The organism is Sphingobacterium sp. BN32 (genome assembly GCF_030503615.1).
Classification (GTDB): domain Bacteria; phylum Bacteroidota; class Bacteroidia; order Sphingobacteriales; family Sphingobacteriaceae; genus Sphingobacterium.
Genome location: NZ_CP129963.1, coordinates 2,799,858 through 2,817,780, shown reverse-complemented (window position 1 = coordinate 2,817,780; position 17,923 = coordinate 2,799,858). Strand labels below are relative to the sequence as shown.

The window sequence follows — 17,923 nt, the reverse complement described above, 5'->3', positions numbered from 1 at the left end:
AATTTAAAATAACTCCTGCTCATCAATGTCTTCTGGCGGATCTTCTACGCCTGGGGTTCCGATGTCAACCCCTTCTGTCGACTGGGCGGCAATTCCGCATTCTAGTTCAATGAGCTCCAGCTTGATCAGCGGACCTTGGTAATTTGGTTTTTTCATGTTTTTCAGGTGTTTAACGCCGTCAAACATATGCTGAAAAGCAGGGTAAATGAGAAAGTTGGGCTACACCAAAAGTTCGATTTATGATACGTATAAACTACGTTTTGTAGTAATTTTTACATGGTTTTTATTGATTCAAAGTGATTTGTGGACGCATCATTACATCTTTCACTCGTGCTTAAAAAAGTAGAAGTGGCCTGGTCAACGATTTCAGAAACCCACACGTAAAGGTTTTTTTCTGACGCAACACCAAATGTCTTCCTTAATCTACTCTTCTTCGTTTGCACCGTACGTATGGATAGATGGTTATAATGGGCAATTTCTTTGGTGTTAAAACCTAATTTTATATAGGCGCAAAGGCGAAAGTCCTCCTGGCCAAAGTTTGAATTGATTTCATACAGCGCATCGCGGAATTTTGGAAATATATGTTGGAATAAGGAGAGGAAGCCAGGGTCGCAGGATTTCGCTAATTCGAGAAGTTCTTCTAATTTATTAATCTTCTCATCTTCAACTGCCGCTTTCAATGCAACAATTTCATTATTGCTGCTTTGGTAGTTGTTATTAAGTGAAATGAGTTTCATATTTTTTTCGAATACATAATAGCTGTGAAAACCCGTGAGTATCAACACCTCAAGAATAGTCTGAATGCGGATCGTCTGCTGGGCATGACTATATTCCTCTATATTAAAGTGATAAGGTTCAATCTGAAATTTATTTAGTGATAGAACAATCAGAAAGGTAAGGCTGTAAAGGAGAATACTGTATTTGAAATTGTCTTTATCATTAAATAATAAGCTGAAACTCCCCAAATAAGGGAAAAAGAAAAGATAGAAATCGCTGTCTACTCCATAGCAGAGGCTCATCGTGAATATTAAGGCCGCCAAAATAAAATAGAGGCTAAATTGGAAAATTGCCCTGAAGCGTGCCTTATAATGAAAATAACAGTAGAGTAAAAATGCAGCCAGGATGATCCTGCTGCTTGTTAGCCAGGTCCAAGGAAAGTTTAAAAAAAAGTAATCGCGAATTACATGTAAGAAAATGATTATTGAGGTGCCCAGCGTGAGGCGGTTAATAATCTTTAGTTGAATTAATCTTGGTTGATTTACAGTTTCTTGGGGTACATGTCGATAGGAAATGTGATTCCAGAATTTATTAAGCATGGCAGAATATATTATAATGGGAATTATTAATGACCAATCAAGAGGTTAACCTCGGTATTCATTACTCTAAGCGTTATATGGTTATATTAAATAATATGATATTATATTATTATTGGTTAAAAATAGTAAAATTCGAAAATTGAAACATGGTGATTATCAACTTTATAGTGGAATATCTACAGAAGACCTAGGAGTTTGATTCAGAATTTGTTTTAAAACGATATAAATTGACAAACCCCTGCGGCCGAAAGAAGTGCTGATGTTTGACGAGCCTTTTACGGGACTTTCACCGTTATTAAAGGAAAATGTCGAGAAATTGGTTCTCAATTTTCGCAATTCGAAGAGCATTTTAATCTCCGATCATGATTACCACAATGTTTTGGAAAGTAGCGATCAAATCATTCTGATGGACCATGGCGCATGTAGAAAGTTGGCGAAAAAAGAAGAGTTGGAAATGTTTTATGTTCCGGAAGGGACATTTGAACCATAATACGCAATTAATCTGCTTTAGGAATTCCTATTTAGTATATTTGTTTATCCTAAAATAAATATACATGTCTACAATACTTATCAAAAATGCGCAGGTAGTAAATGAAGGGGAGGTCAAGGCGCAAGATCTATTGATTAAAAATGGTCGTATAGAAAAAATCGCTGGGACGATTGATGTTTCTGCTGATAAAGAGATAAATGCGGAGGGTCTGCATCTCTTTCCGGGATTGATCGACGATCAGGTTCATTTTCGCGAGCCTGGATTAACGCATAAGGCGAATATTTTTACGGAAAGTCGCGCTGCTGTTGCCGGCGGGACGACCTCTTTTATGGAGATGCCGAACACCGTGCCAAATACATTGACACAAAAACTATTGCAAGATAAGTATGATATCGCACAGGATAGTTCTTTAGCCAATTACTCGTTTTTTATGGGGGCGGCAAATGATAACCTGGATGAAGTATTGAAAACGAATCCACGCGATGTATGTGGTATTAAAATATTTATGGGTTCTTCTACTGGGAATATGCTCGTCGATAATGAACAGTCGCTGGAAGCAATCTTTAGTCAGGCGCCCACATTAATTGCCACGCATTGTGAAGATGAAGCGACGATTCAAGCAAATCTAGCGGCCTATAAAGAAAAGTATGGCGACAACGTAACGATTGAAATGCACCCGCTGATCCGCTCGGCAGAGGCTTGTTATCTTTCTTCATCCAAAGCGGTGGAGTTGGCCAAGAAAAATAATACGCGATTACATATTCTTCATATTTCAACGGCCAAAGAAACTGGCTTGTTTGATAATGCGATTCCATTGGAGCAGAAGCGCATCACGGCGGAAGCTTGTATACACCATCTTTGGTTTTCGGATGCCGACTATAAAACGAAAGGGAATTTTATTAAATGGAATCCTGCGGTGAAAACTGCCGATGACCGCGACGCCATTTTGAAAGCGGTATTGGATGGGCATATTGATGTGATTGCAACAGATCATGCGCCGCATACCATCGAAGAAAAATCGCAAGCTTATTTGCAAGCGCCATCTGGTGGGCCATTGGTGCAGCATGCTTTACAGGCATTGATTGACTTAGTAAAACAAGGCAAGATGACTTTGGAACAATTAGTTCAAAAATCAGCGCATAATACAGCAACCTTATTCCAGATTGAACAACGTGGTTTTATACGTGAAGGTTATTGGGCAGATTTAGTTTTGGTAGACTTGAATAAACCTTATACGGTAAATAAATCGAATATACTTTCGAAATGTGGCTGGTCGCCATTCGAGGATTATACCTTCTCTTCTACGATTGAGCATACTTTGGTGTCAGGTAATATTGCCTATAGCAATGGTGCTATCTTAGAAGTTGGTTCAGGACATCGTTTACTTTTTAATAGATAATAATGGATAAACGTTCATTCTTAAAATCTTTAGGATTGGGGATGGCTGCCATCCCGTTTGCGGGCAGTTCAGAGGCCATCGCTATGGCAGCGCAGGTAAAACCTTTATTGAAAGGTAAAGTGTTGAAAGCTGGCGATACCATTGGTATCATTACGCCAGCTAGTGCCTTAGGCGATGAGGATGCGATCACCTTGACCAAAGAAGTGTTAACTTATTTCGGGTTCAAGGTCAAGGAAGGAAAATATATTCGCGAGCGCTATGGTAACCTGGCAGGTACCGACGCGCAAAGACTCGAAGATTTGCACGCTATGTTTGCCGATAAATCTGTTGCCGGAATCCTTTGTATACGTGGAGGTGCGGGAGCATCTCGATTACTTTCAAAAATAGATTATAAGCTTATTGCGAATAACCCGAAAGTATTATTGGGCTACAGTGATATTACGGCATTAATCATGGCGTTCCAAGCAAAAGTAGGTTTGGTTACTTTCCATGGTCCTGTTGGTACGTCGAACTGGAGCAACTTCGTAGCCAAAACTTTTAACGATCAGTTTATTGACAATAAACTGGTCACTTTTTCAAACCCTGATAAAAAGGGTGACAACATTGTGCAATATAAGGACCGCATAACGACGATTAATCCCGGTGTGGTAGAAGGAAAGCTCTTAGGGGGTAACTTAACATTGATTTCCGGCCTTTGCGGTTCTCCTTATCTTCCGGATTTTAAAGACAGCATCTTGTTTTTAGAGGAGATCAACGAGAGCCCCGAGAAGGTGGATCGGATGTTCTGTCAATTGATGAATGCGGGTATCCTTTCGCAGATCAAGGGTTTTGTTTTCGGTAAGTGTACAGGTTGTTCACCGTCAGCAGGCTATGGTTCATTGAACTTGGATCAAATCCTTCGTGATTTTATTAAACCGTTAAATATCCCAGCTTACACTGGCGCGGTTATTGGCCATATTGATGATCAGTTCCTGTTGCCTGTAGGTGTGAAAGTTCGCTTAGATGCGACGAAGGGAACAATAGAAATCCTAGAAAAAGCGTTGATTTAATATGAAGTTATTCTTAGTTTCCTTAGGTCTATTGGCCGCGACAACCTGTAGTAATCCATTCAGCAGTTCAACGCGAACTGTAAAATCGGGAATGCAGGTGGATAGCAGCCAATGGAATACCATGCATGCCTCATTCAAGGAATCTGCTCTGTTTCACAGGCGATTTAAACACAAAGATGTCGATTCACTAATCCAAGTGCATCGTAAGAGCGGATTGTTTAATATTTCGCAAATTGGAAAATCTGTGGAGGGTAGAGCAATTTATGAGCTTGCCTATGGCAAAGGAGACAAGAAGGTAATGCTTTGGTCGCAAATGCACGGCGATGAGCCGACAGCGACCATGGCGCTGTTTGATATTTTCAACTTTTTGGAAGGCAAGGGGGATGGCTTTGATAGCATTCGGAATCTGCTTCAAGACAATCTAAATATTCGTTTTATCCCCATGCTCAATCCGGACGGCGCAGAGCGCTTTTTACGTCGGAATGCGCAAAGTATAGACTTGAATAGAGATGCGCGTGCGGGTCAAACGGTAGAGGGAGCTTTGTTAAAATCGCGGGCAAAGGAGTTTAATCCTCGTTATGGATTCAATCTTCATGATCAGAATATTTATTATAATGTGCCGGAAACCAAGAATCCAGTGACGATTTCGTTGTTGGCTCCGGCTTACAATACGGAACGAGAAATCAATGATGTGCGGGAAGGAGCAATGCAGATTATTGTTGGGATGAATAAGATTTTGCAGCAGTACGTTCCTGATGCGGTTGCCAAATACGACGATACCTATACTCCGCGCGGATTTGGCGATAACTTTCAGTCATGGGGAGCGAGTACTGTACTAATCGAATCTGGAGGACTGAAAGGCGATCCGGAAAAACAACAGATTCGGAAACTCAACTTTATCATTATCCTCAATGCTTTGATGGAGATTGCGCAAGGTACTTATGAGAACTATGAAGCAAAGGGTTATGAGGAAATTCCATTCAATGCGAGCCAGATGCATGATATCGTTGTCCGTGGACTTTCCTTCGGGAATGACTCGATTCCGCTAAAGAGCGATATTGCGATTCGTAGAGGTGAAACGACCGTAGGAGCAGATTATTTTGTACGGGGTCGCGTAGAGGATATTGGCGACTTGCCAGAATCGTATGGATACGATGAAGTGGATGCGGACGGTTTAAGATTTATAGCAGGGAAGATAGCACCGCAAGCTCTCCCGACATTAACGGAACTAACGCCCGAACTGGCCTATGATCTATTGAAAAAGGGATATATGGGGGTGCAGGTGGCGAAGCTCTTGCCAACCGAAGAAGGCATGCTCCATAACCTGCCAATTCAAGTGTTCAGCAAGACTGCTTTTGCAGCAACGCCATTTATTGATTTGGGTGGAACGACTAATTTCTATATAGGCGATTCTGCAGGCAACCTGAAATATGCCATCCTAAATGGCTATTTGATTGATTTGTCAAAGTCCGTAAAGGATATAGGATTGTTAAAGAATAGGATACAATAAAGAGAGCTGGCATGTGCCAGCTCTTTTTATATATGGGATTAATATCCTGGATTTTGTTGTTTTTCAAGTTCCGGGTTGGCATCGATTTCAACCTGTGGAATTGGAAGAATTGTTTTGTAGAAGCTGCGGTCGATGGTTTTCGTTCGATGTTGAAGCGATACACCTACGTGCTCATCATTGAAGGTGATTGTCTTGTTGTTACGAATCATATCCCAATAACGCTGTCCTTCGCCGTAAAGTTCTTTACTTTTCTCGTTCAAGATCATGTCTTGTGTTACTGTTGCGGCTGTTGCGGCTGCTAAACTTGGTGAGCGCTTGCGGATCTCATTTAAATAGGTTGCTGCTTTTGCTGCATCAGGTGCCGATTTCTTCAAGGCTGCTTCTGCCGCAATTAAATAAACCTCTGATAAGCGAATAACTTTGATGTTTACTGCAGTAAAGACGTCTTTCCCGTCACCTTTCATTGCTAAGCCGCCAACATATTTGTAGACTGCAGCCTTTCTATTCAACTCATCTTCCGTCATAACGCCCCAACGTACGTCATTAGCGTCTTCGCCTAAACGATTTACATAATAATCTGAGGCGGTGAAGTTACCCAGCGCATTGTTCTGCTTACTTTTGAGGTAATAGAACCCTAATGAGGTTGAACCTAGATCGCCTTGATCTTTAGCAAGGGCAATTTCAAAAATAGATTCCTTGCCGAACTGAGCTGCCCATGAATTGACCCACTCGCTATTACTGTATAAGGTGTATACTTTGGAATTTATGATTTCTTCTGCCGCAGTAAATGCATTTGTAAAGTCGCCCATCGTCAAATATACACGAGCCTGTATAGCTTTATTAGCGTAGTAATTCACATAGCCATTTGTTTTTGTTTTCGGCAACAAGGCTTCGGCATCTTTTAAATCCTTCAAGATTTGTTTGTAAACCTCCGATACGGAATTCCTAAGCAATCTAGCATCGTGTTTCAATTTTTCGGTCACGATCGGAACACCATACGAATTAGGATCATCTGTATAGGTTTTACCGTAAAGGCGAACCAAATCGAAGTGAACTAATGCACGCAAGGTCAATGCTTGCCCCTTATAAGTGTTGAAATCCAAAGTAGAGCCATTGGCAATTAAATCATCTATACTTTGTATAATATTGTTTGCCTGCAATATGGCGTTGTATCCCTCAGCCCAGAAGCCGCTGTAGTTATTGTTTGTCACGGTATGATTGAATACATACAGCGCGTCTAAGCCACGCCCCTGTGAAACTATCGTTGCATCGCCACCTTTTGCGTCTCCATAGATCATAAAGTTTCGGCCGTAATAACTCGTTGTTACTAAGCTACGCAATAAGCCGTTTGTCATCACCTTAGCATCTGCTACCGTGCTGATCGTTTCTCCGGAGTCAATGGAGTTTGTTGGTTTTACATCTAGAAAATCCTTGCATGAGAATAGGGATATACTTGCAAGCGCTATGATGAATATTGATTTCTTTTTCATGATTGATAATAATTGATAGGTTATAAACTAAATTCTAAACCAAAGGAATAAGTCTTCCCGAATGGGGTTTCCCATCCACGCGTTCCGTACTGGTTAACTTCGGGATCCGCAAGCTTAAATTTGGAAAAGGTCAATAGATTTGTACCATTGAAAAAGATTCTAGCATTACTGATTCTTGCTTTTTCGGTGATCGATGCAGGAATTCGATAAGCTAGGTTAATTTGTTTTAATCGTAAGAATGAAGCATCGTAAAGATGGCGAGTGGAATTGGTAATCCCATCTTCGGGGTCATTTCCACTTACTTTAGGCAACAAGGCATCCGTATAGTCAGGTCTCCACACTTCCTTGATACCGTGTTCCGAACGAATCCGCTCCCAGTAGTAACCGTCTTCTGCTACATCCTTAGAACCTGCATCATATAGCTTGCCGCCGATTTTGTAGGTAAAGGTCATGCCTAAGCTAATACCCTTATATTCCAGTTCGGTTCCAAAACCACCGTAAGCTTTCGGAATTGGACTTCCAGCAATAATTTGCTTCGCTTTTGATACTGAATTAGACGCGCCTCGGCCGTTATATAAGAAGTCGCCATCTGGGTTTTCAGGATCATTAACATACCATACCGGTTTTCCATTCGTTTTATCGACACCCGCCCACTCTCTGATATAAAAGGAGTAGACAGACTCGTTTTCACGGTATATAAATGGCACACGAGCATCACCGCCTGTCGGGTCAGACCAAAGGATATCCTGACCTGCATATAAGGACTTCACTTTTGATGTCAATAATGAAGTGTTTGCATTTGCAGACCAACGGAAATTATCATTTCTTATGATATCTCCGCTCAACGCGATTTCCACCCCACTATTGTTAATTTTACCGATGTTTCTCAAGGTGCTTGAGAAACCTGTAATGAGTGAAATATTTACGGCTTGTAATAGGTCTTTGGAAGTTCTAGAGAAATATTCGATGGAACCGTTAAGACGGCTATTGAACAATCCGAATTCTGTTCCTACGTTGAAGTTTAAGTTTTGCTCCCAACGTAAGTTTTCATCGGCGATCGTGTTGATGGATCCTCCAGGTTGGCTCATATAGTTCAGACCAAAACCTGCAAGCGATCGCCAACCAAAGTTAGAATCTGCAAGGGTTCCGTTTGTTCCATATGACGCTTTTAGTTTCAAGAAGTTAACCTCGTCTACATCGGTTAAGAAAGCTGTATTTTTCAAGTTCACCGCTCCCGACAAAGACCAGAAGTTTGCCCAGCGATCTTTTGGTCCCACCCTCGATGAACCATCACGACGGATAGATCCCGATAGGTAGTAGGTATCTAAATAGTTGTACTCCAGTCTAGAGAACACAGACATCATATTGTGTCCCCAGGAATAGGCATTAGCATCTTTTACCCCTGCAGTAGCTACAGTATGCAAGGCTGAGTTTGGAAGATTTGAACCTGCCGCATACTGGTAGTCTGTTTCATTTTTCTGTGCTTCAAAACCCAACAAGGCGTTTAGATTATGGTTGTTGAACTTTTTGTCGTAGGTTAAAGTCGATGATGAAACCAAAATGCGGTAGTTGGTGCTGTATTCGAAAACAGAACCATTTGCTGTCGCTCCGTAGGTTGGATGATAATGAAGCGGGCTGTAGTATAAATGATCTTTCACCTCGGCATTATCATACGAGAAGATTGTCTTTCCTGTTAATTCCGGCAAGATGTTTACCGTTAATGAAGGCGAAGCGATTACACGAAACGTTTTGGAATTGTTTTCCCATTGTTGATCATAGAATAATGGGTTGTATCCTAAGGAATTATACCGGGTGTTGTATTCCTTTCCTGTCTTATAATCGGTTGGCCAATAAAAAGGGAACATTAAGTTGTTCGCCAGATAGAAATAGTTTGTTCCCGTATTTCGGGTATCGTTATATCCCTCTTTATTGTTGTGTGTTATATTGATGTTAGCACCAAATTCAACGATATCGTGGAGCTTTTGAGTAATATTGACCCGCCCGCTGATCCGCTCGAACTCGTTGGTAATTGCTCTCCCTAATTCTTTCGTATAGTTTAACGAAGAGTAATATCTTGTTTTTTCGTTTGCCCCCGAAAAAGAGAGATCGTTGGATTGATGTCTCCCTGTGCGGAATAAAGCATCGTTCCAGTCGAAGTATTTACCATCTCTGTTCTCCACGCCGTCGGTCTTTCCTGTAATAATGATTTTATCATATAGACCGGTGCCTTCACTGGAAAAGCTATATCCATGTATTCCAAAACGGGTATTCATGCGGTCTAAAGCATATTTATTTGCCTCGGCCTCTGTTTTGCCGTTGGAGGTTCTGTAGTCGTGGAAAATCTGGTAGAAATATTGGATTTGATCCTGTACACTACCCGGTTTATAATTTTCTACCGCCCAGTCTGGCGTGGTTGCCAAAGATGTACGGAAGTCGATTTTCGGTTTTCCAGCTTTTCCAGATTTGGTGGTAATCAAAATGACGCCATTTGCTGCACGCGATCCATATAGTGATGAAGCCGCAGCGTCTTTTAAAACCGTAATGGATTCAATATCGTTCGGGTTGATGGTTGCCATAATGTTGTTGGATGTACCTGCTAGTGCGGACTGCATTTGGCCAGTGTTTCCACTATGTGCCGGAATACCGTCGACTACATACAAAGGTTCTGTCCCGGCATTCATCGATCCGATACCACGAACCTGAATGCTTGATGTTGCTCCCGCCTGTCCCGTTGTGGTATTGATCTGTACACCAGGTAGCTTTCCGACCAATGCTTGTTCAAAAGAGTTTGCCGGCACATCGCCGGCTTCTTTTCCAAAGTCAACCTGTGTTGCTGATCCGGTGAATGCACTTTTCTTGGCCGTACCATAAGCGACTACAATTACTTCGTCTATAGCCTCATCGGCGCTACTCAAATTGATGTTGATTGTTTTTCTGCCCGCCAAAGGGATTTCTTGGCGTTGATAACCGATTGCAGAAATAATTAATGTAGCGTTGTGATCCGCATTTAAAGTAAAGAGACCATTTTCGTTCGTAGAGGTACTAATGGAAGTTCCTTTTACAGTAACTGTGACGCCCGTTATCGGAGCGCCGTTTTGGTCTGAAACTTTACCGGCTACTGCAATCTGTTGTGCATTAACGACTTGTAGGCTACTACAGGCCATTACGCACAGTGAAGTGAGTAATTGATGTTTCATAATGTAGGTGTTTAAATTGTTTTTAGGTAATCTTTGTTTTTTTAAGTTTTTATAATACCGATTCCCGGTCGGTCAGGTAGTTTGCAGAGTCCATCCTCTACAGACATCCCCTCGTATATGTCATTTCCGATAAGTAATGCTCCGTCAAGATCCGCCCAATCTACTAAAGGCGCTAATTGTGCCGCTGCAGAAATGGCGCAGGACGTCTCCGTCATACAGCCTAGCATGACTTTCATGTCCAATGCTCTCGCTAGTTCGGCCATTTGTTTTGCTTCACGCATGCCTGTGCATTTCATCAGCTTAATGTTAATTCCCGTATATACCCCCTGTAATGCGGTTACATCAGCTAGACGTTGGCAGCCTTCATCTGCGATCGTAGGAATTGGCGAATGCTCAGTAAGCCAGGCATTCTCATCAATCATTTCTTTAGGCATGGGTTGCTCCAAAAACACAACATTGCGTTCATGAAGCCAGTTAGCCATCTCTAAGGCCTCTTCTTTATTTTTCCATCCTTGGTTCACGTCGGCACATAGCGGCACGTCAGTTACCGAACGAATGGTGTCAATAATCATCTTGTCAGTATCCAATCCCAGCTTTACTTTTAATATCTTAAACTGTTGGGCTTCCTCGACTTTCTTTCGGATCATATCCTCTGTATCAATGCCTATGGTATAAGATGTTGCTGGAATAAGGTCAGGGTTTAATCCCCAGATTTTATAGAATGGTTGCTGCATGATTTTTCCCAATAGATCATGCAAGGCGATGTCCAGAGCGGCTTTTGCCGCTGTGTTTTTATTGTCGACCTGATCCACATAGCTTAGAATTTCCGCAGTTTCAAAAGGTGATGAAAAAGCAGATAGATCTAGCTTGCTCAGGAAGTTAATTACGCTTTCTTGTGACTCGCCTAAATAGGGAGGCATGCTTGCCTCGCCGTATCCGATTATTCCATCATATTCAAGCTCGGTCAGTACAACTGGTGTAGTTGAACGGCTGAAAGATGCTACAGTGAAAACATGTCTTAATTCTAATGTGTAAGGTCTGTAGCGTAGGGTGAATTTTCCCATTTTTTTTGATTGCCAAGCTGCACTCATTGGTTTGTTATTTATAATACGGATTGTTCTTTATCGTTTGTATTTGTGGATCGTCGACTCCGATATAGCGTTTTGCAGCAACAACAGTACGTGTTTGGAAATCGTCGTAGTTTGCAGCATCTTTCAACATGGAATTGATTCGAACGGTTCCTGCGGAGTGAATAAATTCGCCATTGCCTATATACATTGCGACGTGTGTGACGCGAGCATTTGGGTTGCTATTTTTGCCAGACGCAAAGAATAATAAGTCGGCAGGTTTTAAATTTTTTAGCGCTTTTGCCGGTTCAAAATGACCTTCAGCATCCAGTATGTCGACTTTTTCTCCCGCTAATACTTGTTGAGATGCATCGCGAGGAATAACCACACCGTTCATATAGAATGCAGTTTTTGTAAATCCGCTACAATCCACTCCTTTTACAGAAGTACCCCCCCACAAGTAGGGAAGCCCCATCATCGTTTTTGCGCTTTCCAAAACATTATCCGGTGTTAGTTTTCTTGTTGATATCCATTGATCGAAGCTGACAGCTTCGTTCGTCGGAATATAGGCAATACGGTTATCCGGATATGCAACTTTGTAGAATCCTTTTTCTTTACCCAATAAGCTAAGGATGTTTCCATATACTAAGTCCGACACGCGAACGCTTTGATTGTCAGCTTTGGAATAGGATTTTCCAAAATCTTGGGTGTATATAATCTTCTGTTGTTTTTTCCATTTTTCGAAAGTAGGCTTATCCATAGGAACCACGGAAGAGGTAGGTATCCAAGAAATGTAACCCTCCGGTGTTCTGACGCGAAACTCACCCTTATCTTTTTGAAGGATATCGACCTGAGTTCCCAATATCGCTTGTGTTGCCATTTCAGAAGCATGTCCTGGCTGCGTGCGCAGGTTCGCAACGGATAAATTGATTACTCCATGAGTTTTGTCTGCAACTGAACTATCCGGCAGATTATTAATTTTTACTTCTGCTTTTAGGTCTTTTACCTGTTGAAGGATATAATTGTTTGCAGCTGCTTCTGTGGATTCAATAAAGTATTGATTTTTTTCGGCGTCTGCTTTCGTAATAGCCACTATTTTTGTCCGCTTGTCAGGAGCGAAGTTTTGTTTTGCTTGAGCGACGACCGCCTGTACTTTTTTAAAAATCGTGGAATCGCTTTGTGCATAACTGAACTGCGTAGCGAACAGGGATAAACAAACAATATGAATAATTTTCTTGTTCATTGGTATCTATTAAAATTTCTAAACCTAAGGTAAATGTGCATAAATATGCGAATAAATCTGTTTATAACCTTGGATTTCCCTATGTATTTATCAACATTGGCAAAAAAGTGTGCAATTTCTTGCAAGTTTATTTTAGAATTCCTGCATTAATTGACATTTTACTAAAACGTTTAATTTCGATTGAAAGCTCTATATTTGTTGTTTCAGTAACCATTATGAATAATAGAAACTTTATGCATTCCAGAAGAACATTCATCAAGCAGGGCGTCCTTGGTGCTGCCAGTTTAGGTACGCTGGCGTCCGCTGTTTCATGTGCGCAGCCTACTTCCTCCAATTCGAAGGGGAGAAAGCCTATCGTCATCTCGACTTGGGATTTTGGCGTTGCTGCAAACCAAGCGGCATGGGAGGTACTGGGGAAGAATGGTCGTGCTTTGGATGCTGTTGAACAGGGTGTAAAGGTTGCGGAAGCGGATTTATCAAATCATACCGTTGGAAAAGGGGGCTATCCTGATCGAGACGGACATGTGACATTAGATGCATGTATCATGGATGAGTTTGGGAATTGTGGATCTGTGGCTGCGATGGAGCATATCGCGCATCCTATATCCGTTGCACGCTTAGTTATGGAAAAGACGCCGCACGTCATGCTAGTTGGCGAAGGGGCGATGCAATTTGCGTTGGAGAGTGGATTTCAGAAAGATAATTTATTGACCCCGGAGGCTGATAAGGCTTGGAAGGAATGGCTGAAAGAGAAGAAATATGAGCCGGTGATGAATATCGAAAATAAGTCTTTTGCAACAGAGCGTTTGCCTGGAAATCAATATAATCATGATACCATTGGGATGTTGGCGTTGGATGCAAATGGAAATTTGTCAGGCGCATGCACTACGAGTGGAATGGCTTTTAAGATGCATGGTCGAGTGGGCGACAGTCCGATTATTGGGGCGGGCTTATATGTAGATAATGAAGTTGGCGGCGCTACTTCCACTGGTGTTGGCGAGGAGGTGATACGTACAGTGGGTAGTTTTCTGGTCGTTGAGTTAATGCGTCAGGGGTATTCTCCTGAGGATGCCTGCAAGGAGGCGGTGCTACGTATCGTTAAGAAAAAACCGGATATTGCTAAGGATATACAAGTGGGCTTTCTGGCATTGAATAAGCAGGGTGAATATGGTTCATACGCGCTACAAGATGGTTTCACCTTTGCCGTTTGCGATGTGGATAAGCAAGATCTGATTGAAAAAGGAAAATTCCATTACAAAAGCGAAGGAGTTCAGTAGGCAATTCTTTGTAAATTTGTATTGAAAAAATAAAGGACAAGAAATGAAAGCAACATTCGGCGGAGGATGCTTTTGGTGTACAGAAGTAATCTTTCAAAATACAGAAGGCGTCAATTCCGTTCTTCCGGGCTATATGGGCGGAGAGCGCGAAAATCCTACTTATGAGCAGGTTTGCTCCGGAGCGACGGGCCACGTAGAGGTGATTGAAATTGATTTTGACGAGTCTCAAATCAGTTTTCAGAAGCTATTGGAAGTGTTTTTTAAAACGCATGATCCTACAACTTTAAATCGCCAAGGCGCAGATGTAGGAACGCAATATCGTTCGGTCGTATTCTATCACGATGAGGCGCAAAAGCAAGCGGCGATTGATTTTATTGCGGCATTAGAATCGGCGCAAGTTTTTGAGAGTCCGATTGTCACTGCGGTTGAGCCAGCGTCAAAGTTTTGGGAGGCAGAAGCTTATCATCATGATTACTTCAATCAAAACCCTCAAAATCAGTTTTGTCAGGTCGTCATCGCACCTAAGCTCAGCAAATACTTAAAAAGTTTGAATCACTAGAAATAGTGATTTTTTTTTATCGTTTTTCATCGGTTTAGGTTAAGATAATACAACCTAATATTTCTGCGTTTCCCTTCTTTTTGTACCCTAACAATTTTGTTTTCCTAATTAACGTCTATTCGAAACTATTGATTAATAACAATTACTTAATAGATAAAATATTTATAGTTATCATTTCATTTTTAATTTAGTATCGAGCGTTCATAACACAGCAGGTGGTATGAATGACCTATAAACGAGAATAGCTTAAAAATGAAAAGAGTAGGTATCATTTGTTTAATATTAATTTTAACTATAACGCAATCCTGTCGGAAAGAATTGAACGTTCCTACAGAGATAAAGCAGATTAATTCTGTTTTGTTCAGTACGAGGATCTCGGGCGAAAACATCACGAGGGTGTCTGGAAATATTTGGGATCTTGAAGACTCATTGAGTATCTATATGTATGAGTCGGATCAGTTTAGTATCAATAGCATTCTTCCGCAGGCATTTAATAAAAAGTTTATTGCTTCTAGAGCTGGGAATCTGCGTCCTGCCGACCTAAATGAATCCTTTCAATTTCCGGAAGATAAAGAGGTTCGTTTTTTAGCTTTTCATCCTTTTCAACGCGGGCAAGTCGTTACGCGGTTATTAGATATAGAAGATCAGCAAGATCAATCTGCGCTTGACTTTTTACATGGACAGAGCGATTCTGCTCATGTATTTCAACAGAGCCCTATTTCACTGGTTTTCGAGCGTATAATGGTTAAGCTTCAAATTACGCTTAGCAATACGGAAAGTTCCGGTTTCAAAGCAACTTTGAAGCAGGTTCCGACGAAGGCGACCTATCACCTGCCAACAAAAGAACTTAGTCTGTATCATGTGCTTAAGGATATTGAGGGGTATGTTTCGAAAAATAGCAAGCAACAGACGACAGTGGAGTGGATGCTATTTCCCGAGCAATTACCTCGAACATCACAATTGGTTGTTCAGGATGCGAAGGGCGGCACCTATACCTGGAATATTGGCGAAATGAACCTGCGGCTTTTGGCGGGCAACCGCTATCAATATGAGCTTTCGTTACGTGGAGGCGAGGTGCTACCCGAGGTGAAGACCAGTTATCTAGAAGTTCCACGCATTGAATCCTCCGCAAACCTGGAGTATAAATTCCGTATGACCCCGGATGGTTCAAAAAGAAACTTCTCCATGTTGTATGATAAAACGAATAGACTGGCGCATTGGGTAGCTTATCCTTTGAGCCGAGACTATATAGGATCTCAGCGGCGCACAAATGCTTGGAGCTATGACCCGCTTTTTCCTCAAAATACACAACCTTTCCTTTCCAGCGGTTTTGGTATACCTGGTGTGGATCGTGGGCATCAACTCCCCAGCGCTGATCGCACGAAGAACTTCGCTGAAAATGCCACGACCTTTTATTATACGAATATGACTGCTCAGGAATCTTTCTTGAATCAGGGACTTTGGATGCATTTGGAGGAGAAGATACGCAATTGGACCTTTCAAGCTGCTGTTGATACGATGTATGTAGTGACGGGCGCTGTGGTACAAACAAAAGAAGATCAAACCATTGACTATGTTATGGATAGGGGGCAGAACAGAATAGCACGGCCGAAGTACTATTATAAGGCTTTGGCGGTCAAAAGAGGGGATAATTACTATTCCATCGGATTCAAGATGGATAATAAATACTTCCCCACGGACAATAACTTTATGAGCCACCGCTTAAGTGTGGCGGACCTCGAGGAGTTAACCGGCTTGACATTTTTTCCAGGCTTAGATCCCTCGATCAAACGGACAATAAACAATCAAATCTGGCGATAAATTTTTACTTTTTTTTTTACACATAATACTAATTCAATGAATACAAAAAAATTATTGAGCGTTGCTTTCTTGGCCTTATTGCTAGGGAGCTCGTGTAAGAACGACGCCTACCGTGATCTAGAAGAGACGGCGGAAAATGGAGTACAATTTACATCTACCATAGCAGGAAATAGTACCACTCGCGTGTCCGGAAATTCTTGGGACAAGGATGATGCGATAGGTGTGTTTATGAAGCAGGGTACAGGTTTTAGCAATGTAATTGCGGGAAATAAGAAGTATGTCACGAGTGGGAATAGTAATTTCAGCGCAACAGGAAGCGATATAATCAATTACCCAAATGAAGGAGCAGTAGACTTTATTGCTTATTATCCATATGTTGAACAACTTTCAAATGGTATTGCTGAAGTCAATATTTCGAATCAAAGCAATCAGTCTGCCATCGATCTTTTATATTCTAATAATGCGACAGGCTATAACAAAGATTCTGGTATAGCGAAACTTGATTTCAAGCATATGCTATCAAAAGTGGAGTTGAACATTACTGCAGGGCCAGGAGTTTCGAGTTTAGCTGGATTGACCGTAGCGTATCAGGATATATTCTCACAAACGACATTGGATTTATCGAATGGAAGTTTCTCACCTTCGAATAGTCCGGCAAATATTCTTGCAAAAGTTTCTACAGGTGCTACTGGTACTTTAGTTGAAGCGATATTGATTCCTGGCGCGTATGGAAGTAAAAATGTTGTTTTTACGGTGGGCGGAAATACCTTTACATGGAAGTTGCCAGCTAACATGACTTTGGAATCTGGAATGAAGTACAGCCACAGTATTCAACTACGTACGGAAGCAGGAATAACGAAAGCTGTTGCGATAGGTGAGACAACCATAACGGACTGGATAATCGTTCCAGGTAGTTCACATGTTATAGATAAAGATAAGGAGCCTATTAAACCTATCGATCCGGTTGGCGTTGAACAGATGTTTTTTGAAGAAGATTTTGGTGAACAAGGACCTAGAGCAAATCCACGTGGGAGATTTGCAACCTATACAGACTTCAAAAATAAAACGGTTAAGTATAGTGATTTGTACACGGACAGTTGGGCTGATATTCGTCAAACATCAACTATGGATACACACGTTTGGTTTCCAGCCAATAGAACAACGGGTATGAAGATTGAAAATATCAATGCTGCGGGCTATACGAAGTTGAGAATGACCTATGAGCAAGCTGCTAATGGAAATAATGCTGATATCTCTGCTCTGAAGATCAAAATCAATGGGGTTAACTATCCAACAAGTGGAACTTTAGGTGGGCAAAATCAGTTTAGTGAAGTTGCAATCGATGGTATTGCAAGCGCTGCAAACTTAACCGTAGAGGTTTCAGCCCAAGCTGCAGAGAATAAAACTGGATATCGCATCGATAACATCAAAATATTCGGAACAAAATAGGTTAAAAACCAGGTTTGATTCTATGAGTGAGGCTAATTCTCTAGCCTCATTCTTTC

General features: G+C 41.5%; 14 protein-coding genes. 8 read left to right on the top strand and 6 right to left on the bottom strand.

Annotation, left to right across the window (positions count from 1 at the left end):
- Positions 1-3: 3 nt before the first annotated feature.
- Positions 4-156, bottom strand: coding sequence for a hypothetical protein (locus QYC40_RS11885; protein WP_301990459.1), 153 nt, complete (start codon positions 154-156; stop codon positions 4-6).
- A 116-nt stretch (positions 157-272) separates the two neighbouring features.
- Positions 273-1,316, bottom strand: a complete 1,044-nt coding sequence (locus QYC40_RS11880) for a hypothetical protein (protein WP_301990458.1) — start codon at positions 1,314-1,316, stop codon at positions 273-275.
- A gap of 259 nt (positions 1,317-1,575) precedes the next feature.
- Between QYC40_RS11880 and QYC40_RS11875 the strand changes: the two genes are divergently transcribed.
- From QYC40_RS11875 to QYC40_RS11860, 4 genes are all read left to right on the top strand, one after another.
- Positions 1,576-1,806 carry a hypothetical protein gene (locus QYC40_RS11875; protein ID WP_301990457.1) on the top strand — a complete coding sequence of 77 codons (231 nt, stop codon included), beginning with the start codon at positions 1,576-1,578 and terminating at the stop codon, positions 1,804-1,806.
- A gap of 64 nt (positions 1,807-1,870) precedes the next feature.
- Positions 1,871-3,205 carry a dihydroorotase gene (locus QYC40_RS11870; RefSeq protein ID WP_301990456.1) on the top strand — a complete coding sequence of 445 codons (1,335 nt, stop codon included), beginning with the start codon at positions 1,871-1,873 and terminating at the stop codon, positions 3,203-3,205.
- Between the two features lie 2 nt (positions 3,206-3,207).
- Positions 3,208-4,254, top strand: a complete 1,047-nt coding sequence (locus QYC40_RS11865; protein WP_301990455.1) for an LD-carboxypeptidase — start codon at positions 3,208-3,210, stop codon at positions 4,252-4,254.
- 1 nt (position 4,255) lies between these two features.
- On the top strand, positions 4,256-5,764 hold the full coding sequence (locus tag QYC40_RS11860; protein WP_301990454.1) for a M14 family zinc carboxypeptidase: 1,509 nt from the start codon (positions 4,256-4,258) through the stop codon (positions 5,762-5,764).
- Between the two features lie 38 nt (positions 5,765-5,802).
- Here the strand turns inward: QYC40_RS11860 and QYC40_RS11855 are convergent, their stop codons facing one another.
- From QYC40_RS11855 to QYC40_RS11840, 4 genes are read right to left on the bottom strand one after another with little or no spacing between them, the layout of a single operon-like run.
- Positions 5,803-7,254 carry a RagB/SusD family nutrient uptake outer membrane protein gene (locus tag QYC40_RS11855; protein WP_301990453.1) on the bottom strand — a complete coding sequence of 484 codons (1,452 nt, stop codon included), beginning with the start codon at positions 7,252-7,254 and terminating at the stop codon, positions 5,803-5,805.
- A gap of 20 nt (positions 7,255-7,274) precedes the next feature.
- A complete protein-coding gene (locus QYC40_RS11850) occupies positions 7,275-10,451 on the bottom strand; it encodes a TonB-dependent receptor (RefSeq protein WP_301990452.1) in 3,177 nt (1,058 codons plus the stop codon).
- Between the two features lie 41 nt (positions 10,452-10,492).
- Complete coding sequence (locus QYC40_RS11845) at positions 10,493-11,515, bottom strand: dipeptide epimerase (protein ID WP_301990451.1); 1,023 nt, start codon at positions 11,513-11,515, stop codon at positions 10,493-10,495.
- Between the two features lie 34 nt (positions 11,516-11,549).
- The gene (locus tag QYC40_RS11840; RefSeq protein WP_301990450.1) at positions 11,550-12,761 is read right to left on the bottom strand and encodes a C40 family peptidase; all 1,212 of its coding nucleotides are present in this window, start codon (positions 12,759-12,761) and stop codon (positions 11,550-11,552) included.
- Between the two features lie 233 nt (positions 12,762-12,994).
- On the opposite strand from QYC40_RS11840, the gene QYC40_RS11835 reads away from it, so the two are divergent.
- The 4 genes from QYC40_RS11835 to QYC40_RS11820 all read left to right on the top strand — a co-directional run bounded on the left by QYC40_RS11835 (position 12,995) and on the right by QYC40_RS11820 (position 17,867).
- Positions 12,995-14,038: a N(4)-(beta-N-acetylglucosaminyl)-L-asparaginase gene (locus tag QYC40_RS11835; RefSeq protein ID WP_301993706.1), complete on the top strand. Its 1,044-nt coding sequence runs from the start codon at positions 12,995-12,997 to the stop codon at positions 14,036-14,038.
- A gap of 43 nt (positions 14,039-14,081) precedes the next feature.
- Positions 14,082-14,597, top strand: coding sequence for a peptide-methionine (S)-S-oxide reductase MsrA (msrA, locus tag QYC40_RS11830; protein WP_301990449.1), 516 nt, complete (start codon positions 14,082-14,084; stop codon positions 14,595-14,597).
- A gap of 252 nt (positions 14,598-14,849) precedes the next feature.
- A complete protein-coding gene (locus QYC40_RS11825; RefSeq protein ID WP_301990448.1) occupies positions 14,850-16,418 on the top strand; it encodes a DNA/RNA non-specific endonuclease in 1,569 nt (522 codons plus the stop codon).
- Positions 16,419-16,454: 36 nt separating this feature from the next.
- A complete protein-coding gene (locus QYC40_RS11820; protein ID WP_301990447.1) occupies positions 16,455-17,867 on the top strand; it encodes a fimbrillin family protein in 1,413 nt (470 codons plus the stop codon).
- The last annotated feature ends 56 nt before the right edge of the window (positions 17,868-17,923 follow it).